At 74.3% G+C, this 23588-nt stretch carries 16 protein-coding genes and 1 riboswitch; of the genes, 6 read left to right on the forward strand and 10 right to left on the reverse strand.

Annotated features, from left to right (window positions below):
• Positions 1-26 precede the first annotated feature (26 nt).
• Entirely contained in the window at positions 27-1349 is a 1323-nt protein-coding gene (locus STTU_RS07185) for an MFS transporter (protein ID WP_043254449.1), read from the forward strand.
• A complete protein-coding gene (locus STTU_RS07190) occupies positions 1291-2628 on the forward strand; it encodes a D-arabinono-1,4-lactone oxidase (protein ID WP_043257179.1) in 1338 nt (445 codons plus the stop codon). Before STTU_RS07185 ends, STTU_RS07190 begins: the two co-directional genes overlap by 59 nt.
• 237 nt (positions 2629-2865) lie before the next feature.
• Here STTU_RS07190 and STTU_RS07195 read toward each other — a convergent pair whose 3' ends face one another.
• A complete protein-coding gene (locus STTU_RS07195) occupies positions 2866-4128 on the reverse strand; it encodes a hypothetical protein (RefSeq protein ID WP_007821294.1) in 1263 nt (420 codons plus the stop codon).
• Between the two features lie 558 nt (positions 4129-4686).
• On the opposite strand from STTU_RS07195, the gene sepH reads away from it, so the two are divergent.
• Entirely contained in the window at positions 4687-5769 is a 1083-nt protein-coding gene (gene sepH / locus STTU_RS07200; protein ID WP_007821295.1) for a septation protein SepH, read from the forward strand.
• A gap of 119 nt (positions 5770-5888) precedes the next feature.
• Here sepH and STTU_RS07205 read toward each other — a convergent pair whose 3' ends face one another.
• Positions 5889-6740 (reverse strand): sulfurtransferase, encoded by an 852-nt coding sequence (locus tag STTU_RS07205; protein WP_043254450.1) that lies wholly within the window; start codon positions 6738-6740, stop codon positions 5889-5891.
• Between the two features lie 273 nt (positions 6741-7013).
• Here STTU_RS07205 and STTU_RS07210 point away from each other — a divergent pair, with 273 nt between their 5' ends.
• Positions 7014-7811, forward strand: a complete 798-nt coding sequence (locus STTU_RS07210; RefSeq protein ID WP_007821297.1) for a VOC family protein — start codon at positions 7014-7016, stop codon at positions 7809-7811.
• A 6-nt stretch (positions 7812-7817) separates the two neighbouring features.
• Here STTU_RS07210 and STTU_RS07215 read toward each other — a convergent pair whose 3' ends face one another.
• From STTU_RS07215 to STTU_RS07230, 4 genes are all read right to left on the reverse strand, one after another.
• A complete protein-coding gene (locus STTU_RS07215) occupies positions 7818-8468 on the reverse strand; it encodes a thymidine kinase (RefSeq protein WP_007821298.1) in 651 nt (216 codons plus the stop codon).
• A 201-nt stretch (positions 8469-8669) separates the two neighbouring features.
• A complete protein-coding gene (locus STTU_RS07220) occupies positions 8670-9899 on the reverse strand; it encodes an alkaline phosphatase family protein (RefSeq protein WP_007821299.1) in 1230 nt (409 codons plus the stop codon).
• Entirely contained in the window at positions 9899-10507 is a 609-nt protein-coding gene (locus STTU_RS07225; protein WP_007821300.1) for a DUF5998 family protein, read from the reverse strand. Before STTU_RS07225 ends, STTU_RS07220 begins: the two co-directional genes overlap by 1 nt.
• Before the next feature lie 214 nt (positions 10508-10721).
• A complete protein-coding gene (locus STTU_RS07230) occupies positions 10722-13736 on the reverse strand; it encodes a bifunctional GNAT family N-acetyltransferase/acetate--CoA ligase family protein (protein WP_234019186.1) in 3015 nt (1004 codons plus the stop codon).
• Between the two features lie 455 nt (positions 13737-14191).
• Here STTU_RS07230 and STTU_RS07235 point away from each other — a divergent pair, with 455 nt between their 5' ends.
• The gene (locus STTU_RS07235) at positions 14192-14473 is read left to right on the forward strand and encodes an HPr family phosphocarrier protein (RefSeq protein WP_007821302.1); all 282 of its coding nucleotides are present in this window, start codon (positions 14192-14194) and stop codon (positions 14471-14473) included.
• Between the two features lie 303 nt (positions 14474-14776).
• Here the strand turns inward: STTU_RS07235 and STTU_RS07240 are convergent, their stop codons facing one another.
• From STTU_RS07240 to STTU_RS07255, 4 genes are all read right to left on the reverse strand, one after another.
• Positions 14777-15460, reverse strand: a complete 684-nt coding sequence (locus STTU_RS07240; protein ID WP_043254451.1) for a GntR family transcriptional regulator — start codon at positions 15458-15460, stop codon at positions 14777-14779.
• Between the two features lie 361 nt (positions 15461-15821).
• Positions 15822-16595: a M23 family metallopeptidase gene (locus STTU_RS07245; RefSeq protein WP_043254452.1), complete on the reverse strand. Its 774-nt coding sequence runs from the start codon at positions 16593-16595 to the stop codon at positions 15822-15824.
• 12 nt (positions 16596-16607) lie between these two features.
• A riboswitch (cyclic di-AMP (ydaO/yuaA leader) is annotated at positions 16608-16759 on the reverse strand.
• Positions 16760-17684: 925 nt separating this feature from the next.
• Complete coding sequence (locus tag STTU_RS07250) at positions 17685-19070, reverse strand: M16 family metallopeptidase (protein ID WP_202531110.1); 1386 nt, start codon at positions 19068-19070, stop codon at positions 17685-17687.
• Positions 19071-19090: 20 nt separating this feature from the next.
• The gene (locus STTU_RS07255; protein WP_007821308.1) at positions 19091-20464 is read right to left on the reverse strand and encodes a M16 family metallopeptidase; all 1374 of its coding nucleotides are present in this window, start codon (positions 20462-20464) and stop codon (positions 19091-19093) included.
• A 545-nt stretch (positions 20465-21009) separates the two neighbouring features.
• On the opposite strand from STTU_RS07255, the gene STTU_RS07260 reads away from it, so the two are divergent.
• Entirely contained in the window at positions 21010-23478 is a 2469-nt protein-coding gene (locus STTU_RS07260) for a DNA gyrase/topoisomerase IV subunit A (protein ID WP_007821310.1), read from the forward strand.
• Positions 23479-23588: the final 110 nt, after the last annotated feature.

A 23588-nucleotide genomic window follows, 5' to 3' on the forward strand; every position in this document is an offset into this window, starting at 1 on the left:
GCCCGTACGCCTGCCCGGAGCCCGCCTTGCCCAGCCCCTACCGCGCGATCTTCCGCGCGCCCGGCACCCTCTCCTTCTCGGCCGCGGGGCTCATCGGGCGGATGCCGCTCGCGATGATGGGGATCGGCGTCGTCACGATGATCTCCCAGCTCACGGGCCGGTACGGGCTCGCCGGCGGGCTCTCCGCGACGATCGCGCTCGCCGCCGCCGTCCTCGGCCCCCAGCTCTCGCGGCTCGTGGACCGGCACGGGCAGCGGCGGGTGCTGCGGCCCGCGACGCTCATCGGGCTCGCCGCGACGGCGGGGCTCCTGCTCGCGACGGTGTACGAGGCGCCGGACTGGACGCTCTTCGTCTTCGCGGCGGGGATCGGCTGCGTGCCGAGCGTCGGCTCGATGGTGCGCTCGCGCTGGGCCGCGCTCTACCGCGACGAGCCACGCATGCTGCACACGGCGTACTCCTTCGAGTCCGTCGTCGACGAGGTGTGCTTCGTCCTCGGGCCGATCATCTCGATCGGCCTGTGCACGGCGTGGTTCCCCGAGGCGGGACCGCTGCTCGCGGGCTGCTTCCTCGCCGTCGGCGTCTTCTGGCTCTCCGGGCAGAAGGCCACCGAACCCGCGGTGCACCCGGCCGGGCAGCACGAGCGCGGCAGCGCGATGCGCTCGGTGGGGCTGCGGGTGCTCGTGCTCACCTTCGTCTCGACCGGGGTCATGTTCGGCGCGATCGACGTCGTCACGGTCGCCTTCGCCGAGGACCGGGGGCACAAGGCGGCGGCGAGCCTCGTCCTCGCCGTCTACGCGCTCGGCTCCTGCCTCGCGGGCGCGGTCTTCGGGCTCTTCCACTTCACCCGCCCGCCCGCCCGGCGCTGGCTCATCGGGGTCTGCCTCGTGGGCGTGAGTATGATCCCCCTCCAACTGGTCGGGAACCTTCCGTTTCTGGCCGTGGCGCTGTTCTTCGCGGGCCTCACGATCGCTCCCACGATGACGACGACGATGGCCCTCGTCGAGCAGCACGTGCCGCGCGCGAAGCTCACCGAGGGCATGACCTGGGTGAGCACGGGTCTCGCCGTCGGCGTCGCCCTCGGCTCCTCCGTGGCGGGCTGGGTCATCGACGCCTCGGGGCCGAAGGCGGGGTACGCGGTCCCGGGGGTTGCCGGGGCGGCCGCGGTCGTGGTGGCGTTCCTGGGGTACCACCGGCTCAACAGGCCGGTTCCGGAGCGGGGAGGGGCGCAGGATGAGCAGCGAACAGGCAGTGCCGGAGGCGCGGGGGCCGGAGCCGGCCGGGACACCGCCGGTGGTACCGGCGCCCAGGAGCGCGCCGGGGGCGGCGCGCCCGAGCGGGACCTGGCGTAACTGGGGCGGCAACATCACGGCCCGCCCGGCCCGCGAGGAGAGCCCCGCCTCGGTCGACGAGCTGGCCGGGGTGCTGCGCCGCGCGGCCGAGCAGGGCCTCACGGTCAAACCGGCGGGCACGGGGCACTCCTTCACCGCGATCTCCGCGACGGACGGCGTCCTCGTCCGTCCGCAGCTCCTCACCGGCATCCGGCACATCGACCGCGAGGCCATGACGATCACGGTCGAGGCGGGCACCCCGCTCAAGCGCCTCAACGCCGCGCTCGCCCGCGAGGGGCTCTCCCTCACCAACATGGGCGACATCATGGAGCAGACCGTCGCGGGCGCGGTCAGCACCGGCACGCACGGCACGGGCCGCGACTCCGGCTCGATCGCCGCGCAGATAGCGGGCTTCGAACTCCTCACGGCCGACGGCACGCTCCTGCGCTGCACGCCCGAGGAGAACGCGGACGTCTTCGCCGCCGGGCGCATCGGTCTCGGCGCGCTCGGCGTCCTCACCGCCCTCACCTTCCGTGTCGAGCCGGTCTTCCTGCTCACCGCGCGCGAGGAGCCGATGCCGCTCGACCGGGTCCTCGCCGAGTACGAACAACTCGTGACCGAGAACGAGCACTTCGAGTTCTACTGGTTCCCGCACACGGAGAGCACCAACACCAAGCGCAACAACCGCAGCCAGGGACCGGCGCGCCCCGTGAAGAAGCTCAGCGGCTGGTTCGAGGACGAGTTCCTCTCCAACGGCCTCTTCCAGGTGGTCAATTCACTGGGCCGCGCGGTCCCCGCGACGATCCCGGCGGTGGCCCGCGTCTCCAGCCGGGCACTGTCGGCGCGGACGTACACGGACATCCCGTACAAGGTGTACACGAGCCCGCGCCGGGTGCGGTTCGTGGAGATGGAGTACGCGGTGCCGCGCGCGGAGGTCCCGGCGGTGCTGCGCGAGCTGAAGGCGATGATCGAGCGCTCGCGCCTGCGGGTGAGCTTCCCGGTCGAGGTGCGCAGCGCCCCCGCCGACGACCTCGCCCTCTCCACGGCGAGCGGCCGGGACTCGGGGTACATCGCGGTCCACATGTACCGGGGCACGCCGTACCGCGAGTACTTCACGGCGGCGGAGAAGATCTTCACCGCCCACGCGGGCCGCCCCCACTGGGGCAAGGTCCACACCCGCGACGCGGCCTACCTCTCCGAGACCTACCCGCGCTTCGCGGAGTTCACGGCCGTCCGCGACCGCCTCGACCCCGACCGCCTCTTCGCGAACCCCTACCTGCGGCGGGTGGTGGGGGACTGAGGCGGGTGCTGGGGGACTGAGGCGGGTGCTGGGGGACTGAGGCGGGCGGTGCGGGACCGAGGCGGGCGGTGCGGGACCGAGGCGGGCGGTGCGGGACCGAGGCGGGCGGTGCGGGGGTGGGGCACCCCGCAGTACGGCGAAGCCCCGGCGTCCGCAGTACGGCGAAGCCCCCGTCCGCGCCGTATTCCAGGGGCGGACGGGGGCTTCGTGCCGCGCGGAGCGGGCGGGCGGCGTCCCTCAGGGCGACTGTGTCGCCGCGCCCTCCCCCGGCTGCTCGCCCGTGTCGCCCTGGTCGCCCGTGCCGGGGTCCGTGCCCTCGCCCGACTCCTGGCCCGTGCCGGGGGTCGACTGCGTGGGGTCGGGGGTCGTGCTCGGGGACGGCTTCTGCTGCTCGCGCTGCTTCGTGTCCTCGCCCGGCGCGCTCGGGTCCTTGCTCGTGTCCTTCTTCTCCTGGGACCCGCTCGGCGAGGGACTGTCGCCCGGCGTGGGGGACGTGGAGCCGTTCTCGCTCTTCTCCGTCGAGCCGGTCGGCCCCGTGGACGCGGGCCCCGTCGGCTGCTCGGGCGGCGCCTGGTGGTGGCTGCCGCCATTGCCGCCGAGCTTGCTGATCGTGGAGCCCGAGCCCCCGCTCAGCGAGTGGCCCGCGACGAGTTCGTACCCCGTGATGCCCGCCATCGAGACGGCGAAGACGCCCACGGCCGTGAGCAGCGGCTTGCGCCAGCCGCGCAGCTTGCGGGCGCTCTGGTGCGTGACGGGAGCGCTGTACGGGTCGGCGGCGGGACGGAGCAGCCGCGTCGCCTCCTCCTCGCGGGCCGCTCCGAGCGCACGGGTCGCCTCGTTCCGGGGAGCGGCCCCGAGCACGCGCGTCGCGTCGTCCTCGGGAACGGCGCCGAGCAGCCGTGTCGCCTCGTCGGCGGGGACGGCGGGCATCAGGCGCGACTCGTCGTCGGGGACGGGCTCCTCCAGCCCCGTACGGAGCACCCGCGTCGCGTCCTCGTGCGGCACCGCCGCGGGGAGCACCGTGGTCGGGTCCGCGTCGGCGGCCGGGAGGACGCTCGTCGGGTCGCCGTCCGCGCGCGGCAGGACGGTCGTCGCCTCGGCGCGCGGCTCGGGGACCTCAGCGAGGTGCCGCTCGGGGTGCGCGAGGAACGTCGGCGGTACGGGTTCGCCCGCGCCGTCCTGCGGGACCCCGTGCCGGGGGATGACCTGCCCGGCGGCGTCGCGGAGCTGCTCGCCCGTTCTGCGGAACAGATGCTGGAAGACGCTACCGCCCGTCGTCGCCACGATGCTCATGACCCCGGCGCCGATGACCGTGCCGTAGACCCCGAGTTGGGACGCGGCGATCGCGGCGGCGACCGAGGCGACGGCCGAACCGGCCACCTGGGGCACGCTCAGATCGAAGCGCCTGGCGGGCTTTGGCTCATCGGCGACGGCCTCACCCGCGGTCGGCTGTCCGCCACGTATGTGAGGTGTGTCGCCCTTCACGGCTTCCTTCTGCATCTACCTGCCTTACATCGCCTTTCGTCCACCTTGCCGCAGGAAGTGACTGTCGAGCGAATCGATTGGTTCCGGTTCCGTGGATTTTGTGAAGCGCGCCACCCGGCGGCGGGACGCACCCCGCCCGGTGCCCGCGCGAGCGTCCCCGAAACCCCCGGCGCTCCCGCCCCCGGCCCCGCGCGTCCCCGGCGCGGGGGAAGTTCGGCGGAGCGTCGCCCCACCACTGATGGCCCGAATGGAGTACTGTTGCGAGCCCTGGGTCCGGTCTCCCGTCAGGGTGCCCGGGACTCTTCGCACCGGAGCGGTCGGCCATCCGGCCGGAGCGGGTCCGGCCGCGAGGGGACGACCCGGCGGTGGTGGGAGAGTCCCGTCGCCTCTGGGGGTCCGGGTGGTCACTCAGCGTTGCAAATGAGTACCGTGCCATAACGGAGTGTCAGGGCCCTTGCCCGACACGCCGGGCAACTCGGCAAGGTTGTGGCAGGCTGCACCCGGGCAGGCCACACTCGACTAGCGGAAGCAGCGACGCACGTGACGTCGGCAGGCACCACCCGGGAGGTCCCCATGCCCGAACTGCGTGTCGTGGCCGTCAGCAACGACGGCACACGTCTTGTGCTGAAAGCTGCCGACAACACGGAGTACACCCTCGCCATCGACGAGCGGCTGCGTGCCGCCGTGCGCGGCGACAGGCCGCGCCTCGGCCAGATCGAGATCGAGGTCGAGAGCCACCTGCGGCCGCGGGACATCCAGGCCCGTATAAGGGCAGGGGCGAGCGCGGAGGAAGTCGCGCAGCTCGCGGGCATCCCCGTGGACCGCGTACGCCGCTTCGAGGGCCCCGTCCTCGCCGAGCGCGCGTTCATGGCCGAGCGGGCCCGCAAGACCCCCGTACGCCGCCCCGGCGAGTCCGCCGGACCTCAGCTCGGCGAGGCCGTGCAGGAGCGGCTGATGATGCGCGGGGCCGACCGGGAGACCGTGCAGTGGGACTCCTGGCGCCGCGACGACGGCACCTGGGAAGTCCTCCTCGTCTACCGGCTCGTGGGCGAGACGCGCTCGGCGAGCTGGACGTACGACCCGCCCCGCCGGCTCGTGCAGGCCGTGGACGACGAGGCGCGCGCGCTCATCGGCGAGTCCGACGAGCTGTCCTCGCCCGAGCCCATGCCGTTCGTGCCGCGGATCGCGCGGCTGCCGCGCGAGCGGACGATCGACCGCTTCGACCGCGACCGTCCCGCGCTCCCCGACCGGCCCCCGGCCCTCCCGCAGGCGCCCGCCGTCGAGGAGGAGGACGAGGACGACATGCCGCCCGCGGCCTCTGCCGACTCCGGGCGCGACTCGCTGACGAGTCTCCTGGAGGCGGTGCCGAGCTTCCGCGGCGACATGGTGGTGCCCGAGCGGTCGTCGGCGGAGCGTACGGGGCAGGACGAGCCGGAGCGCGAGCCCGAGGTCGAGGAGCCCCCGGCCCCCGCCGCCTCGGCGGGTTCGGCGTACGCGGACGTGCTCATGCCGCGCGCGGTCTCCAGCCACCGCGACCGGCTCATCGGCTCCACCGACCGTCAGGCCGAGGCGGACGGCGTCCGTCCGGGGCGCCGCGCGGCGGTGCCGAGCTGGGACGAGATCGTTTTCGGGACCCGGCGCAAGAAGCAGGACTGAGCACGGGGCGAGGCGGAGCACGGGGCTGGGCGAAGGCAGGGGCCCGGCCCGGGACATGGCCGCGTCACGCGCGCGGGGCGGCGCCTTCGACAGCGCCGCCCCGCGCCGGCCCCCTCCCGTCAGCCCCGCTCCGCCCCCGTGGCGACGGGCCGCCCGCTGTCCGCCGTCCACTCCGACCAGGACCCCGGGTACAGCGCGGCCCGCACCCCGGCCAGTTCGAGGGCCAGGACCTCCTGCGCCGCCGAGACGCCCGATCCGCAGTACACGCCCACCGCTTGATCGCCGTCCGCGCCCAAGTCCGCGAAGCGCGCCCTCAGTTCCGCGACGGGCCTGAACCGCCCGTCGGGCAGCACGTTCTCGGCGGTCGGTGCCGACACCGCGCCCGGGATGTGGCCGCCCACCGGGTCGATCGGCTCCACCTCGCCCCGGTACCGCTCCCCCGCCCGCGCGTCGAACAGCAGGCCCGTACGCGCCAGTTCGGCCGCGCTCCCGGCGTCGAGCGTCGGCAGCGCGCCGGGCCGCGGCACGAAGTCGCCCGTGGCGGGGGCCGGGGCGCCGGTCTCCAAGGCCCCGGTCCAGGACGGGAGTCCGCCGTCGAGCACCCGTACCGCCGCGTGCCCCGACCAGCGCAGCAGCCACCAGGTGCGGGCCGCCGCCCAGCCCTGCCCGTCGTCGTACACGACGACCTGGCTGTCCGCGCTCACCCCGGCGGCGCGCATCGCGGCGCCGAAGTCCCCCGGCTCGGGGAGCGGGTGGCGCCCGCGCGGTCCCGGCGGGGCGGCGAGCTGCGTGTCGAGGTCGACGAAGACGGCGCCCGGCACGTGCCCTTCGAGGTAGGCGGGGCGCCGGCTGGGCTGCCCGAGCCGGTAGCGCACGTCCAGGACGACGGGCGGACGGGGGCCGGCGAGGGCCGTGGCGAGGGTGTCCGCGTCGATGAGCGGGGAAACGGGGGCCGGTTGCGAAGTGGTCATGGGCTCATCCTGGCCCACGCCGCTCGGGCGCACTCCCCCACCCGCCGCACCAGCACCTCCCTCCCCGTCTCGCCGCACCCCCGCGCACTCCCCCTCCCGCGCGCCCCGTGCCCGTCCGCGCGCCCCGTACGTCCCCCGGTGCGCGCGCTCACGGGGCGAAGGCGGGGCCCGCCGGTCCCGGACGGGTCGTCCACGCCACGAGGGGTGCACAATCGGGTACGCACCGTGGCAGCAGGTGCGTTGGGTGCGGGAGTGGGCGGAGAGCGAGGCGCGATGGCTGAGGCACGGGCGGCGAAGGAGCGGGACGGTATGGCGGGAGGGGTGCAGGAGGGACCGCGCTGGGTGAGCCTGATGGTGCGCGAGCCCGCCAGGGCGCGGGAGTTCTACGGCGGCCTCTTCGGCTGGGAGTACGCGGACGGCCCGCACCAGCTCGGCCCCTACACCCGCGCCCTGCTCGACGGGCGCGCGGTCGCCGGGCTCGGGCAACTGCCCACGGGGACGGGGCTCCCGGTCGCCTGGACCACGTACTTCGGCACCCGGGACGTCAACGCGCTGGCCGCCGCGGTTCACGCCTGCGGGGGTACGGTCGGGGTCGGCCCGCTCGACTCGCCGGGTGCCGGGCGGCTCGCGCTCGCCTCGGACCCGGGCGGCGCGACCTTCGGGCTGTGGCAGCCCGCCGAGCACGCGGGCTTCGCCGTGACCGGCGTCCCCGGCGCCCACTCCTGGTCCGAACTCCTCACGCGCGACACGGCTTCCGTCGCGCCGTTCTACCGCGCCGTCCTCGGCTTCGGCGCGCGGGAGGACGGCCCGGACCACCTGACGTTCACGCGCGACGGGCACCCCGTGGCCGCCGCGCTCGGCGTGGGCCGCTCGCGGGCGCGGGAGCGCGGCGCCGGGTGGCTCGCGTGCTTCGAGGTCGCCGACGTGTCCGAAGCGTGCGCGCGGGTCGTCGCGCTCGGCGGCCAGGTCGTGGAGGAGCCCGCCGAGGGCTCGCGCGGGCGCACGGCGACGGTCGCCGACCCGGAGGGCGCGGTCTTCGCCCTCGTACGGACGGAGGCCGCTCGCGGCTGAGCCGCCTCAGCCCTGCCGCACCGGCAGGACGTCCGGGGAGCGTACGCCCGCCTTCGCCGTCGCGCTCGTCACGCGGCGCAGGTGGTGGCGGCGACACAGCACCTCGTAACCGACCTCGCCCGCGCGGCGGTTGACGTCTCCCACGACGACCTGCGCGCCCTCGACGACCATCTCGCCGTCCACCGTGCGGGCGTTGTGCGTCGCCCGCGCGCCGCACCAGCACAGCGCCTCGACCTGGAGCGCCTCGACGCGGTCGGCGAGTTCGATGAGCCGCTGGGAGCCGGGGAAGAGCTTCGTGCGGAAGTCGGTCGTGATGCCGAACGCGAAGACGTCGAGCCGGAGTTCGTCGACGATGCGCGCCAACTGGTCGATCTGGCGCGGCGCGAGGAACTGCGCCTCGTCGACGATCACGTAGTCCACCTTGCCGCCCCGGGAGAGCCGGTCGACGAGGTACCCGTGCAGGTCCATGCCCTCGGTCGCCTCGACCGCGTCCGTCACGAGCCCGAGCCGCGAGGACAGTTTCCCCTCGCCCGCCCGGTCGTCCCGCGTGAAGATCACGCCCTGGAGTCCGCGCGCCGACCGGTTGTGGCCGATCTGGAGCGCCAGTGTGCTCTTTCCGCAGTCCATCGTCCCGGAGAAGAAAACCAATTCGGACATCAGCGGACAGGGCCTTTCTGGGACGCCGAGCGGCGGGGCGGGGCGGTGGTACGGGGAGGGGCGGGGGCGGTACGCGCCGGGGCGACCCCAGACCCTACGCCACGGGCGGGGCGGGGACGGGGGCGGGGACCCGCGGGCGGTCCGCGTGAGCGGCGGGCGGGGACCTGCGGCGGTGAGCGGCGGGCGGGGGCCGCCCCGGGCTCAGGTGCGGATCTCGATGAGCGGCACGTACTGCTCCGCCGCCGTGAGCGAGCCGTGCATCCCGACGAGCGCCGTCTCGCGCGGCTCGGTCTCGCTCGCGACGATCGCGGAGAGCCCCTGCGGCGCCGCGACCACGTCGCCGATGCGCGCGCGCACCCGTTCCTCGCACAGCTCCGGCGGCCCGAACCACCCGGCGGCCAGGGCCTCTTCGCGGCTCGCGACCCAGAAACGGTCCCCCAGGACCTCGCGCCACACGGCGAGCACGTCGGAGGCCGCCCCCGGGTGCGCGTACACGTGCCGCGCGCGGCCCTCGCCGCCCAGCAGGGCGACGCCCGCGCCGAGCTCCCAGTCCTCGTCGTAGTCGACGCGGCTCTCGGGGTCCTCGGGGACGTCGACCATGCCGTGGTCCGCCGTGACGTACAGCGCGGTGCGCGGCGGGAGTTGCCCGGCGAGGCGCTGCACGAGCCGGTCGACCTGCATGAGCTGGCCGCGCCAGGTGTCGGAACCCGTGCCGTACTTGTGCCCCGCGCCGTCGAGTTCGCTGTAGTACGTGTAGACGAGCGACCGGTCGCCCCCGGCCAGTTCCTCGGCGGCGCGGTCCATGCGCTCCTCGCCGGTGAAGCGGCCGTGGAAGGTGCCGCCGGAGAGGGCGACCTCGGTGAGCGGTGTCTCGCGGAAGTGCGGGGCCGAGACCTGCGCGGTGTGCACGCCGGCCGCGTCGGCGGCGCGGAAGACGGTGGGGTGCGGCTGCCAGGCGGTGGGATCGGTCCAGGGCTGCCAGCGGAGCTGGTTCATGAGCGCGCCCGTCGCCGGGTTGCGCACCGCGTAGCCGAGCAGGCCGTGCTGCCCCGGCACCGTGCCGGTGCCGGTCGAGGCGAGCGAGGCGGCCGTCGTCGCGGGGAAGCCGGAGGTGAGCGGGCGGCCCGTGCCGCCGCGCGAAGTGCCGAGCAGGCTGTGCAGGAAGGGCGCCTCGTCGGGGTGCGCGCGGAGCTGCTCCCAGCCGAGGCCGTCGACGAGGAAGACGCAGGCGCGGTCGGCCGGGGCCAGCTCGCCGATGACCGGGGCGAAGCCGGGGACGCCGAGACCGGCGGCGAGGGTGGGGAGGAGGTCGGCGAGGCTGCCGCTCCCGTACTCGGGCACGAGCGCCGAGGAGAGCGGGAGCGGGGCGTAGGCGTCGGGGGCGTGCCGCGCCTCGTAGGCGTCCCAGTCCGTGTGGTGGGCGCCGCTCATCAGCGACGGGTCCCGGAGGGACCCTCGCCGAGCGCCGCCGTGGCCTCCGAGAGGGCCTGCGCGAAGGAGAGCGCCTGGCGGACCGTCTCGGGGCCGTCTCCCGCCTCGCTCACGCGCAGGCTCAGGTCGTCGGCGGTGGAGCTGCCGGTGTAGCCGTGGTCGGCGTCGCAGTTCGGGTCGCCGCAGGCGGCGGGCTCCAGGTCGATGCGGGAGACGGCGCCCCAGCCGATCGTGAGGACGACCTCGCGGGGCAGGGTGCCGGGCGTGTACGACTCGGGGTTGGCGACGACGCGGCTCGTCACGACGGAGGAGATCCGCTCGATGCGCACGGACTCCGTGGACGTCGTGGCGTACGGGGTCGGCGAGGTGTCGTCGGCGGCCTGCTCGTCGGTGTGGCTCACGATGAAGCGGTGCTCGGTGAGGACCAGCACGGTGACGTGCCTGCGGACCTCGTTCGCGTCGAACGTCGTCTCCTGGTGCACCAGGTACGACACCACGGGGTCCCCGCCGACCGCGGCCTCCACGGCCTCGGCCACGAGGGCCGGGTAGTAGCCGCTGCGCTCGATCGCCGCGCGCAGCCCCTGGGTCGTCGTACCGGTCTTCGCCATGCGCCCATCCTACGGGGGCGGGGGGCCTGCCCGGTCACTCCGTGGGGGTTCGTCCTGGGGCGGGGCGGGGGTACGGGCGGGGCGGGGCGGAGCCGCGGGGCGCCTGGCGTGCGCGAACCCGGTGGCCGGGCGGGGTCGACCCGGTGGCCGGGCGGGGGTCGGGACGTACCCGTACCCGCGTCGGCTCCCCGTCTGCCGCGACCGGTCGGCCCCCTCAGTACATCGGCATCCTGCGCGGTCCCTCGCCGCCCACCGCCGGGGGGTGGGCCAGGCGGAGGGAGGCGCCCAGGACGCGGACCGTGCGGGGGGCCACGACGACCGGTTCGAGGGAGACCGCGACGATCTCCGGGTGATCGTCGACGAGACGGGACACGCGCTGGATCAGCTCCTGGAGGGCGTCCGTGTCGACGGGGGCCGCGCCGCGCCAGCCGAAGAGGAGCGGGGCGCTGCGCAGCGAGCGGACCTGGTCGGCCGCGTCCCTGTCGGTGACGGGGACGAGGCGGTGCGCCGTGTCGCCGAGGAGTTCGGAGGGCGCCCCGGCGAGCCCGAAGGAGAGCACCGCGCCCGCCGCCGGGTCGATGACGGCCCGTACCACCGTGTCCACGCCGCGCGGCGCCATCGACTGCACGACGGGCCGCAGTTCGGCGGGCGAGCCGAGGAGCGCGGTGAGGTCCGCGTACGCGCGGCGCAGGTCGCTCTCGTCCGCGAGGTCGAGCCGGACGCCGCCGAGGTCGGGACGGTGCCGCAGGTGCGGGGCCGAGATCTTGAGCGCGACGGGGTAGCCCAGTTCGGCGGCGGCGCGCGCCGCCGTGTCGGCGTCGGGCGCGGGCAGGGCGCGCAGGACGGGGATTCCGTAGCGGCGCAGCAGGTCCTCGGTGGCCTCCGGGCCGGGGGTCGTGCCGCGCGCGCCAGCCGGGAGGGCGTCGAGCAGCGCGGCGACGCGCTCGGCCGCGCCGTGCTCGTCGATGTCGTCGAACTCGGGGACGCGCCCGGGGTGCTCGGTGTCCGTACGCCACTGCGCGTGCCGCACGGCGCGGGCGAGGGCGCGGACGGCGCGCTCGGGGGCGGGGTAGGCGGGGATGCGCGGGGTGGCGGGGCGGCCCTCGGCCGCGGGGTCCTCGGGCTCCCGTACGGGAGCGGGGCCGCCGGTGACCCGCGCCGCCGCGCCCGGCTCCCGTACGGCCGCGCGCGCCTCGCCCTCGTCCCGTACGACCCCCGTCTCGCGCACGTCCGCGCGGACCGCGCCGCCCGGGGTGTGCGGGCCCGCGCTCGCCGGGAGGGTCGCGGTCGCCGCCGAGAGTGCGTGGGCGAGGCCGCCGAGTTCGACGTGGACGACGAGGACCGGCTTGCGCGACTCCGAGGCGGCGACCGCCTCGCGCAGCGCCGCGCCGAGCACCTCGCCCTCGGGCCAGTCGAGCGCGCCCTCGCCGACCCACGGGATCGCGGTGACGACGACGGCGTCGCTGTCCGGGTCGGCGAGCGCCTGTTCCAGGGCACGCCGGAAGTCCTCGGGGCTCGCGGACGTCGTGAGGTCGAGCGGGGTGCGCGGGCGCAGGCCCTCGGTCAGGCACGCGTCGTACGTGAGCAGGCCGAGCGACTCGGAGTTGCCGAGGATCGCGACGCGCGGCCCCTCGGGCAGCGGCTGGCCGGCGAGCAGGACCCCGGTGTCGACGAGGTCGGTGACGGTCTCGACCCGGATCACCCCGGCCTGAGCGAGGAGCGCGGAGACGGTCGCGTGCGGGAGGCGGGTCTCGGCGACGGCGTGCGAGGGCGGCGTCGCCGCGCTGTGCCGGGCGCCCTGGACGACGACGAGCGGCTTGGTCGCGGCGGCGCGGCGCGCGAGGCGGGTGAACTTGCGGGGGTTGCCGATCGACTCCAGGTACATCAGGGCCACGTCGGTGTCGGGGTCGTCGTACCAGTACTGGAGGACGTCATTGCCCGAGACGTCGGCGCGGTTGCCCGCCGAGACGAAGGTCGAGAGCCCCGTGCCGCGCTGGTGGAGCTCCGACAGGAGCGCGATACCGATCGCGCCCGACTGCGTGAAGAGTCCGACCCGGCCGCGCGGGGCGAGTTCGGGCGCGAGCGAGGCGTTGAGGCGGACGGCGGGATCGGTGTTGACGAGGCCGAAGGCGTTGGGGCCGACGAGCCGCATGCCGTAGCTGCGCGCCTGCCGCACGAGGCGTCGCTGCCGCGCCCGGCCCGCCGTCACGCTCTCGCCGTACCCGGCGCTGATGACGACGAGGCCGCGCACCCCGTACTCGCCGCACTCGGCGACGGCCTCGGGCACGCGCTCGGCGGGGACGACGACCACGGCGAGATCGACGTCCTCGCCGATCTCCTTGACGGTGCGGAAGGCGGGGACACCGTCGAGCGTGCCCTGGTCCTCGGGGAAGCTGCTGTTGACGGCGGAGAGGCGGCCCGTGTAGCCGGCGGCGAGGAGGTTGCGCAGGATGCTGCGGCCCACGCCGCCGCCCGCGCGTTTGGCGCCGACGACCGCGACCGAGGCGGGGGCGAGGAGGCGCTGCACCGAGCGGGACTCGGCGCGCTGCTCGCGCGCGTACTGCACCGCGAGCGAGCGCTCGGTGGGTTCCAGGCCGAAGGTCAGGTGGACGACGCCGTCCTCGAAGCTGCGCTTCTGCTGGTAGCCCGCGTCCGTGAAGACCTTGATCATCTTGGTGTTGTGGGGCAGCACCTCGGCGCCGAAGCGGCGGATGCCGCGCTCGCGCGCGACGGCCGCGATGTGTTCGAGGAGCGCCGAGGCGACGCCGCGTCCCTGGTACGCGTCCTGCACGAGGAAGGCCACCTCGGCCTCGTCGGCGGGCGCGGACGCGGGACGGCCCGTCGCGTCGACGCGATCGAAGCGGACCGTCGCGATGAACTCGCCGCCGATGGTCGCGGCGAGCCCGACCCGGTCCACGAAGTCGTGGTGCGTGAAGCGGTGCACGTCCTTCGCGGAGAGCTTCGGGTAGGGGGCGAAGAAGCGGTAGTACTTCGACTCGTCGGAGACCTGCTCGTAGAAGCTGACGAGCCGTTCGGCGTCGTCGGCGGTGATGGGCCTGATCCGCGCGGTGCCGCCGTCGCGCAGTACGACATCGGCCTCCCAGTGCGCGGGATAGCCGGCGTCGGGCGCCTGCGCCGAGGGGTGCCGGTCCTGGGGGCGGTCGCCTCCCGGAACGGGCACTGCTGAGCTGGGCTCCTCTGGGCGGGGCGGGTCGGCCGGGGTCTCCATGGGGTCAGCGTACGACCGTGTGTGCGAGGCGCGGGGGTGCCGTGCGGGGGCGCGGCGACGGGATCGGAAGGGGGCGGACGGCGGGGGCTTTCGGCCGGTGGGCGCTGCGCGGCGCAGGGGGGCGAGGCGCGGCGCAGGGGGGCGCGACGCAGGGGGCCGGGGCGTGGGGGCCCGGGGCCGGGGCGCGGCGCGGGGGTGTCCCCCTGGTGCCCGCGCACACCCCTCGTACGGCCCCCGCCCCCTTGCGCCGCGCGGCGCGCCGTGCCACCACGAGGGGAGAACGCGTCCCGGAACGGGAAGGCCCGTACCGCGACCCCGCACCGATCCGCACCACCGGAAGACCGCACCGACCGCACCACTGGAAGCCGCACCGATCCGCACCACCGGAAGCTGCACAACCGCGTATCCGCACCGGGCCCGCACGCGCGCGGGCCCCGGACCCGAAGGGCTGCACCATGGCTGAGCGTCGCGTCACCGTCGGCTGGCCGGAGGGCCTCCACGCCCGTCCCGCCTCCCTCTTCGTGCGGGCATCGACCGCCACCGGACTCCCCGTGACCGTCGCCAAGAGCGAAGGCGAAGCGGTCAACGCCCGCTCCATGCTCGCGGTGCTCGGCCTCGGCGTGCAGGGGGGCGAGGAGATCACGCTGAGCGCGGAGGGAGAGGGGGCGGAAGAGGCCCTGGACCGGCTCGCCAAACTCGTGGCCGAGGGGCTCCAGGAACTCCCGGAAACCGTTTAGGGAATACGCGGGGGTCCGGGCGCGCGGAATTGTTCTCCACGCGTCCGGGTCCTCGCGCATTTCCGGGGCGGGCACAGCGATAAAGCCCACCGAAGACACACCCCATTACGGGCAGGGAATGCCCGCTCGCCGGGACGGCGAAGGTGGCGAGGTGACGGTCTCGCGATGTCGTATCCCTTTGTATACGGCCCCCGTGTTAATGCGGGAGGCCGGGATTGTTTACGGGATGTTGCGAAGTCCTCACCACCGGGCCGACGCGCACGGTCACACCCGCTCGCGCGGTCACCGGGCGGGCGCGCGACCTCACCAGGCGGGGGCCTCCTCGGGGTCGCGCCCCGGCGGGCGGCGCGGGGGGCGGGGGCCGGGGCCGCGCAGGCGGTGGGCGCGGCGCGCGCGGTCGGCGTGCTGCGCGGTGAGCGCGCGGGCCCGCTCCGCGTCGCCGCGCGCCACCGCGTCGACGATCGCGCCGTGCTCGGCCCAGGACTCCTGCGGGCGGGCGGGCGATTCGACCACGTACATCCACGCGATCTTGTGCCGCAGCAGGGTCAGGAGCGAGGTCAGCGTCTCGCTCGCGCTGGCCTGGACAAGGGTTTCGTGGAACCAGCCGCCCAGCGAGCGCAGGTCCTCCTCCTGCCCCCGCCGCGCCCGCTCCTGCCCGAGCCGGACGAGACCGCGCAGCACCTTGAGGTGCGCCTCGGTCCTGCGCTGCGCGGCGCGCGCCGCGCACAGCGGCTCCAGCAGCAGCCTGGTCTCCAGGACGTCCACGGCCTCCTGCGCCCCCGGCTCCGCGACCTGCGCCCCCGCGTGCCGGCGCGTCACCACGAAGCCCTCCGCCTCCAGCGTGCGCAGCGCCTCCCGCACCGGCACCCGCGACACCCCGTATCTCCGCGCGAGCAATTCCTCCGTGAGCCGGCTCCCCCGCTCGTACACGCCCGAGACGATATCGTCCCTGATCGCCGTGCATACCGAGTGCGCGGGAATGCTCATGACCCGACCTCCGCATTAATCACCGCGAAACGCTGTCTGGACGTCCGCGAGGTGACTCCATTAGAGCAGTGACCCTATGAGAACAGCGAAGAATTCCTCACGGCAGGGCGCATTCCCCGGATTTCCCCGGGCTCCGGTGCGCTGTTTACGGGCGGTTCGGGGCGGAAAGGGCGGGGGTGTGCGGGGCCGGGGGGATCTCGGGGGCCGTAGCCGGAATGCCGAAAGCCCCCGGGGGGCGGGGGCTTTCGGGGGCGTCGCGCGGGGGACGCGGGGCTGGTGCGGGGTCCGTGCGGGGGGCCGGACGAGACCGCTGCGGGATTCCCGTGCGGGGGCGGCACCGGGTCCCGTGCCGGGCCAGGGCTCAGATGTCGATGCCGTGGCCGCGCAGGTAGGCGAGCGGGTCCATGTCGGAGCCGTACTCGGGGCTCGTGCGGGCCTCGAAGTGCAGGTGGGGACCCGTGACGTTGCCCGTGGCGCCCGAGATCGCGATCTGCTGACCCGCGGTCACGGCCTGCCCGACCGCGACGGTGGCGGCGGTCAGGTGCCCGTACTGCGTGTACGTCCCGTCGTGCATACGGAGCACGACCTCGTTCCCGTACGCGCCGCCCCAGTCGACCTTCACGACCGTCCCGGCCCCGACCGCGTGGACGCTCGTGCCGCTCGCCGCGTGGAAGTCGATGCCGGTGTGGCTGCCTGACGACCACAGCGAGCTGCTGGCGTGGTAGCCGGTGGAGACGTACGAGCCGGGGATCGGCAGGACGAAGGTGTTGAGGCGCTTGCGCTCGGCGGCCCGCGCGGCCCGCTCCTTCGCCTCCTTCTTCCGCTCGGCCTCGCGCTTCGCCTTCGCGGCCTCCTTGCTCGCCCGGGCCGCGGCCTCCGCCTCGGCGGCGTCCTGCTCGGCGGCGGAGTGCACGAGGGACGCCTGCGTGGCGATCTCCTGGGCGACGCTGTCGAAGCCGATGACGCGGGTGAGGCCGGTGTCGGGGCCCTCATGCTGCGCGGCCTGCGCGGGCGCGGCGAGGGTGCCGACGACGGAACCGGTCGTGAGCGCGGCGATCCCGGCCACCTTCGCACCGGTGCGGGACGCTCGGACGGCAGGGCGGCGGTGCCTGCCCGTGGGGCGCGTGAACGCCATGAAGCGGCTGTTCCTTTCCTTCCCTCTCGCCTACCGGGTTAGCTGACGGGTTCGGAGCAGGAAGGTCTCCTACGGACACCGGCGGACGGCATCCGATTCACCCCATGGGACACATGGGTCCCCGGCTCCCGGGTACGAGCCCCGGAACTCGGCGAAGGCCGTCCGCTGCCGCGGGCGCGGCGCATACCTGACGAACAGCCGGAGTGACGCTAAGCGGGACAACACTTCCGCAACAAACGGAACCGCACCTTTGTTGCTCATGCCACACCCCAGACAGGCCGTCATGCACCCAATACGGACACGATGACGACCCCGTCGGGACGATCACGGGTCCGCCTCCGACCCCTGGGTACCCCCGTGTCCGGACAAAGACGCACAGCCGCCGCCGGTACGAGAGCCTTGCCCGATGTCCGCGACTTGTCGGCTGCGTGGGGGAGCACGACGACGGGCGGGGCACGTCGGGGACGTGAGCCTTCGGGGCTGGTGGGGGGTCGGTTGACGGGGGACGGGTGGCGGGGGCGAGTGACGGGGGCAATTGTGTCAGTGCCCACGGCGAGCACGAGGGCCGACGAACCGTCACGGACATCCGCGCTCTACCGACCACGCCTGCCGGGCGCTCGGCTGACGGCGAGACAGCGAGCGGGAGGGAAACAGTCGGTCCCGGCGGGAGGGCGGGCGGGTGCGCCGGGGACCGCGTGCGCGCGCCTGGGGGTCCCGTCCTCCGGACATCGACGCACAGCCCCTCGCAAGAGCCCCCGGCACGGTGACGACGGCGAGGGAGGCCGCCGGACTGTGGCCAACGGGCCCAACCACCTCACCGCGGCTGTCCGTTCAGCACCGCACAGCGTTGCCCCCGCGATGATCCCAACGCCCTGACGCAGTCCTTGGCGGGCTCACCGTGAAGACGCGCCCCCGATCCCCGCTCCGGCCGAGCCCGCCGGTAGCAGCGGACGAGCGGACCGAGCCGGACGGTCGCGGGCAGGCCAACAAGCCCAGCCAGGCCGACCAGGCCGCCCGGTCACGTTCACCCGGACCGAACCCGACCGGACGGGTGCGGCCACCGTCCCGGCCGCACCCGTCCCCACGACCTCAGCCCTGCACCACCGTCACTTCCCCGATCCCCAACTCCCGCACCGGATCGGCGATCTGCGCCGCGTCCCCCACGAGGACCGTCACGAGGCGGTCCGCCGGGAAGGCGTTCACGACGGCGGCCGTGGCCTCCACCGTGCCCGTCTCGGCGAGGCGGCGGTAGAAGGCGGCCTGGAAGTCGTCGGGAAGCTGCTGCTCGACCTGGTCGGCGAGCGTCCCCGCGACGGCGGCGGCCGTCTCGTACTTGAGCGGGGCGACGCCCACGAGGTTCTGCTCGGCCGTCTCGCGCTCCACGTCCGTGAGCCCGCCCGCCGCGAGGTCGCGCAGCACCTTCCACAGGTCCGCCAGCGCGGGCCCGGTGGACTCGGTGTCGACCGAGCCGCTGATCGCGAGGAGCGCGGCGCCCGGGGCGAGCCCCGTGCCCTCCGCCGGGCTCCCGGACCGCAGCACCTGGCCGAAGGCCCGCACGCCGTAGGTGTAGCCCTTCTCCTCGCGCAGCACCCGGTCGAGACGCGAGGTCAGCGTCCCGCCCAGGCAGTAGGTGCCGAGCACCTGCGCCGCCCACACCGGGTCGTGCCGGTCCGGGCCCGTACGGCCGATGAGGAGCTGCGTCTGCACCGAGCCCGGCCGGTCGACGATGAAGACGCGCCCGGTGTCGTCCGAGGTGATCGGGCTCATGGCGGGCGAGGCGGGGGCCGAGCCCGTCCACGTGCCGAGGCTCTCGGCGAGCAGGGCGTCGAGATCGGCGCCCGCGAAGTCGCCGACGACGACCACAGTGGCCGTGGCCGGATGTACGTACCGCTCGTACAGCTCCCGTACGGCCTTCGCGTCGATCGCCTCGACGGTCTCCGCCGTGCCCTGCCGGGGGCGGGAGATGCGGCTGCCGGCCGGGAAGAGCTGCTTGAACAGCTCCTTGGCCGCGCGGCGCGCCGGGTTGGCGGCCTCGTGCGGGATCTCGTCGAGCCTGTTCCGTACCAGTCGCTCGATCTCGGACTCGGCGAAGGCGGGGGCGCGCAGGGCCTCGGCGAGCAGGTCGAGTCCCTTGGGGAGGCGCGAGACCGGCACTTCGAGGGAGAGGCGGAGCCCCGCGTGGTCCGCGTGCGCGTCGAGCGTCGCGCCGCAGCGCTCCAGTTCGGCGGCGTACTCCTCGGCGGAGTGCTTGTCGGTGCCCTCGGTGAAGGCGCGCGCGAGGATCGTGGCGAGGCCGTCGAGGCCCTTCGGCTCGGCGTCGAGCGGAACGTCGAGCAGCACCTCCACAGCGACGAGCTGCTGACCTGGGCGCTCGCAGCGCAGGAGGGTCAGGCCATTGGACAGGGTGGAGCGCTCCGGGGCGGGGAAGGCCCAGGGCTTGGCGGGGCCCGGCTGGGGGCGCGGGTGGAACTCCATGGTGCTCTGCACGGCTTCGCTCACTGCTGCGCCGCCTCCTCGTCCTGGTCGGTGGCCGCTTCCTCGGCGGCGGGGGTCTGCTCAGGCGCGGTGGGCTCGTAGACGAGGACCGCGCGGTTGTCCGGGCGGAGCCGGGCGGCGGCGATCTCGCGCACCTCGTCGGCGGTGATCGTGAGGAGGCGGTCCACGGCGGTGAAGGCGAGCTGCGGGTCTCCGAAGAGCACGGCGTACCGGCAGAGCTGGTCGGCGCGGCCGGCGACGGTGTCGAGCTGGTCGAGCCACTCGCGCTCCAGCTGGGCCTGGGCGCGCTCCATCTCCTCGGCCGTCGGGCCCTCCTCGGCGAAGCGGGCCAGCTCCTCGTCCACGGCCGCCTCGATCGCGGGGATCTCGACACCCGCGCTCGTCTTGACGTCGAGCCAGCCGAGCGAGGGGGCGCCCGCCAGCCGCAGCAGCCCGAAACCGGCGGCGACGGCCGAACGGTCGCGGCGCACCAGGCGGTTGAAGAGCCGCGAGGACTCGCCGCCGCCGAGGATGGTGAGCGCGACATCGGCGGCGTCCCCGGCGCGGGTCCCGTCCTCGGGAAGCCGGTAGGCCGCCATGAGGGCGCGCGAGGGCACGTCCTCACGCACCGTCTCGCGCAACTGCCCGCCCATCACGTCGGGCAGCGAGCCGTCGCGCGGCGGCTGCTTGCCGTCGTGGCCCGGGATCGAGCCGAAGTACTTCTCGACCCAGGCGAGGGTCTGCTCCGGGTCGATGTCGCCGACGACGGAGAGGACCGCGTTGTTCGGCGCGTAGTACGTGCGGAAGAAGGCGCGGGCGTCCTCCAGGGTCGCCGCGTCGAGGTCCGCCATGGAGCCGATGGGGGTGTGGTGGTACGGGTGGCCCTCGGGGTAGGCGAGGGCGGTGAGCTTCTCGAAGGCGGTGCCGTAGGGCACGTTGTCGTACCGCTGGCGGCGCTCGTTCTTGACCACCGCGCGCTGGTTGTCCAGGGACTCCAGGTCGAGCGCGGTGAGCAGGGAGCCCATGCGGTCGGCCTCCAGCCACAGCGCCAGCTCCAGCTGGTTCGACGGCATGGTCTCGAAGTAGTTGGTGCGCTCGAAGCTCGTCGTGCCGTTGAGGGAGCCGCCGGCGCCCTGGACCAGCTCGAAGTGCCCGTTCCCCTTGACCTGCGCCGAGCCCTGGAACATCAGGTGCTCGAAGAGGTGGGCGAGGCCGGTGCGCCCCGCGACCTCGTGGCGCGAGCCGACGTCGTACCAGAGGCAGACGGCCGCCACCGGGGTCAGGTGGTCCTCGGAGAGGACCACGCGCAGTCCGTTGGCGAGCCGGTGCTCCGTCGCGGTCAGACCGCCGGAGCCGGCCCGCTCGGTGGCCGTGTCACCCATGGGCATGTACATCCCTTCGTGTCGCCGAACCGCTCGTGGCCGCCGCGAGGCGCCGGGCGTGCTCGTCGTACAGCTGTTGAGTCGGATCGCTGTTGTCTCGTCGCGCTGTCACTCTATGCAACCGCACCGACAAGCGGGGAAGTTCCCGCCTCCGGACTTCTTCCCCGCGGATCGGCGCAGAGGCGCACGGGGTGGTTCGCACCCGCTCCGCGCGCCGGTCGGGTACGTACCCGCGCGCCGCTCCGGTACGTACGGAGGAGAGCGTCCCGTACGGGACGGCGGACGGTGCCCGCCGCGCTGCCGCACGTACGACCCGCGGGGGAGGACACGCCGGAGCGGTCGCGACGCGTCCCTCCCGCGGGGGAGCCGTCCCTCGCGGGGTGGAGAGCGGCGCTTCCGCCGGAAGTACCCCCTTGCTCCGGCTCCGTGGGCCCGCGAGGGCGTCTGCGGACGGGTCGAGGTCGGGACTGTCGGCGCGGCGGTCCACAATGGTCCGCGTCAGTACAGCCGCAGTACAGCCGATGCCGTGACGAGAACGCGAAGGAGCCGCAGCAGCGATGGCCCGCCGCAGCACGAAAACCCCGTCTCGGGGCACCTCCCGGGCCGACGAGGCAGACTTCGAGGAGAGAATCCTCGACATCGACGTCGTCGACGAGATGCAGAGCTCCTACCTGGAGTACGCGTACTCCGTGATCTACTCCCGGGCGCTCCCCGACGCCCGGGACGGGCTCAAGCCGGTGCAGCGACGCATCGTCTACCAGATGAACGAGATGGGTCTGCGGCCCGAGCGCGGCTACGTCAAGTGCGCGCGCGTCGTCGGCGAGGTGATGGGCAAGCTTCACCCGCACGGGGACGCCTCGATCTACGACGCGCTCGTCCGCATGGCGCAGTCCTTCTCCATGCGGGTCCCGCTCGTCGACGGGCACGGCAACTTCGGCTCGCTGGGCAACGACGACCCGCCGGCCGCGATGCGGTACACCGAGTCCCGCATGGCCGACGCGGCGATGCTGATGACGGACTCGATCGACGAGAACACCGTCGACTTCGCGCCCAACTACGACGGCCAGGAGCAGGAGCCCCTCACCCTCCCCGCCGCCTACCCGAACCTGCTGGTCAACGGCGCCTCCGGGATCGCCGTCGGCATGGCGACGAACATGGCGCCGCACAACCTCGGCGAGGTCGTCGCCGCCGCGCGCCACCTGATCCGGCATCCGAACGCGGATCTCGACACGCTCATGAAGTACGTGCCGGGCCCCGACCTGCCCACCGGTGGCCGCATCGTGGGCCTCGCGGGGATTCGCGACGCGTACGCGAACGGGCGCGGCAGCTTCAAGACCCGCGCCAGCGTCACGGTCGAGAACGTGACGGCGCGCCGGAAGGGCCTCGTCGTGACGGAACTGCCGTTCACGGTGGGCCCCGAGAAGGTCATCGCGAAGATCAAGGACCTCGTCGGCGCGAAGAAGCTCCAGGGCATCGCGGACGTCAAGGACCTCACCGACCGCGAGCACGGCCTGCGGCTCGTCATCGAGATCAAGAACGGCTTCGTGCCCGAGGCGGTGCTCGAACAGCTCTACAAGCTGACGCCGATGGAGGAGTCCTTCGGCATCAACAACGTGGCCCTCGTGGACGGTCAGCCGCTCACGCTCGGCCTCAAGGAGATGCTGGAGGTCTACCTCGACCACCGCTTCTCCGTCGTGCGGCGGCGCAGCGAGTTCCGGCGCACGAAGCGCATGAACCGGCTGCACCTCGTGGAGGGCCTGCTCGTCGCGCTCGTCGACATCGACGAGGTCATCCGGCTCATCCGCTCCAGCGAGAACTCGGCGGAGGCGAAGCAGCGCCTCATCGAGCACTTCTCGCTGAGCGAGACGCAGACCCAGTACATCCTCGACACCCCGCTGCGCCGGCTCACCAGGTTCGACCGGATTGAACTGGAGTCCGAGCGCGACCGGCTCAACGCGGAGATCGAGGAGCTGACGGCGATCCTCGAATCGGACACCGAGCTGCGCAAGCTCGTCTCCGGCGAGCTGGCGGCCGTGGCGAAGAAGTACGGGACACCGCGTCGCACCGTGCTGCTCGAATCGGCGGACACCCCCGTCGCGGCGATCCCGCTCCAGGTCGCCGACGACCCCTGCCGTGTGCTGCTCTCCTCGACCGGTGTCATCGCCCGCACGCCGGGCACCGAGCCGCTCCAGGAGGGCTCGGCGAAGCGCGCCAAGCACGACGTGATCCGCTCCGCGGTGCCCGCGACGGCGCGCGGCGAGGTCGGCGCGGTCACCTCGGCGGGGCGGCTCCTGCGCATCACCGTCGTGGACCTGCCCCAGCTCGCCGAGGGCGCGGGGCCCGCGCTGGTGGGCGGGGCGCCGGTGGCGGAGTTCGTACGGCTCGAAGGCGACGAGACGCTCGTGTGCCTGTGCACGCTCGACGAGTCCTCGCCGGGGCTCGCGATCGGTACGGCGCAGGGCGTCGTGAAGCGCGTCGTGCCCGACTACCCGGCCAACCGCGAGGAGCTGGAGGTCATCACACTGCGCGAGGGCGACCGGATCGTGGGCGCCGCCGAGCTGCGCACGGGTGAGGAGGACCTCGTCTTCATCACGGACGACGCGCAGTTGCTGCGCTTCCAGGCGTCGGCGGTACGCCCGCAGGGCCGCCCGGCGGGTGGCGTCGCCGGGGTCAAGCTCGCCGACGGGGCCAAGGTGCTCTCCTTCGATGTCGTCGACCCGGCTGTCGACGCGGCCGTCTTCACGGTGGCCGGTTCGCGCGGCACACTCGACGACTCGGTGCAGACGACCGCGAAGCTCACCCCGTTCGACCAGTTCCCCCGCAAGGGCCGGGCGACCGGCGGGGTCCGCTGCCAGCGCTTCCTCAAGGGCGAGGACTGCCTCAGCTTCGCCTGGACGGGGCCGGTCCCGGCCCGCGCGGCCCAGCGCAACGGTGCCCCGGCCACGCTCCCCGAGCCCGACCCGCGCCGCGACGGCTCCGGCGTCTCGCTCGACAAGCCGGTCGCCGCGGTGGCGGGACCGGCCTGACGGAAGGCCGCCGCCCGCGTGCCCGTCCACGACACCTCGTGGGTAAGGCACGCGGGCGGCGGCCCCGCCGTCCCGGCTGAGGACGTCTTGCCACGCTAAGGCGGTCCCAC

It is taken from the genome of Streptomyces sp. Tu6071, from assembly GCF_000213055.1.
GTDB classification, from domain to species: Bacteria; Actinomycetota; Actinomycetes; order Streptomycetales; family Streptomycetaceae; genus Streptomyces; species Streptomyces evansiae.

What these genes read in the sequence shown, in the direction of transcription:
- STTU_RS07195 (WP_007821294.1), bottom strand. Translation starts at nt 4,128, where the DNA reads ATGCAGAAGGAAGCCGTGAAGGGCGACACACCTCACATACGTGGCGGA.
- sepH (WP_007821295.1), top strand. Translation starts at nt 4,687, where the DNA reads ATGCCCGAACTGCGTGTCGTGGCCGTCAGCAACGACGGCACACGTCTT.
- STTU_RS07205 (WP_043254450.1), bottom strand. Translation starts at nt 6,740, where the DNA reads ATGACCACTTCGCAACCGGCCCCCGTTTCCCCGCTCATCGACGCGGAC.
- STTU_RS07210 (WP_007821297.1), top strand. Translation starts at nt 7,014, where the DNA reads ATGGCTGAGGCACGGGCGGCGAAGGAGCGGGACGGTATGGCGGGAGGG.
- STTU_RS07215 (WP_007821298.1), bottom strand. Translation starts at nt 8,468, where the DNA reads ATGTCCGAATTGGTTTTCTTCTCCGGGACGATGGACTGCGGAAAGAGC.
- STTU_RS07220 (WP_007821299.1), bottom strand. Translation starts at nt 9,899, where the DNA reads ATGAGCGGCGCCCACCACACGGACTGGGACGCCTACGAGGCGCGGCAC.
- STTU_RS07225 (WP_007821300.1), bottom strand. Translation starts at nt 10,507, where the DNA reads ATGGCGAAGACCGGTACGACGACCCAGGGGCTGCGCGCGGCGATCGAG.
- STTU_RS07230 (WP_234019186.1), bottom strand. Translation starts at nt 13,736, where the DNA reads ATGGAGACCCCGGCCGACCCGCCCCGCCCAGAGGAGCCCAGCTCAGCA.
- STTU_RS07235 (WP_007821302.1), top strand. Translation starts at nt 14,192, where the DNA reads ATGGCTGAGCGTCGCGTCACCGTCGGCTGGCCGGAGGGCCTCCACGCC.
- STTU_RS07240 (WP_043254451.1), bottom strand. Translation starts at nt 15,460, where the DNA reads ATGAGCATTCCCGCGCACTCGGTATGCACGGCGATCAGGGACGATATC.
- STTU_RS07245 (WP_043254452.1), bottom strand. Translation starts at nt 16,595, where the DNA reads ATGGCGTTCACGCGCCCCACGGGCAGGCACCGCCGCCCTGCCGTCCGA.
- STTU_RS07250 (WP_202531110.1), bottom strand. Translation starts at nt 19,070, where the DNA reads ATGGAGTTCCACCCGCGCCCCCAGCCGGGCCCCGCCAAGCCCTGGGCC.
- STTU_RS07255 (WP_007821308.1), bottom strand. Translation starts at nt 20,464, where the DNA reads ATGTACATGCCCATGGGTGACACGGCCACCGAGCGGGCCGGCTCCGGC.
- STTU_RS07260 (WP_007821310.1), top strand. Translation starts at nt 21,010, where the DNA reads ATGGCCCGCCGCAGCACGAAAACCCCGTCTCGGGGCACCTCCCGGGCC.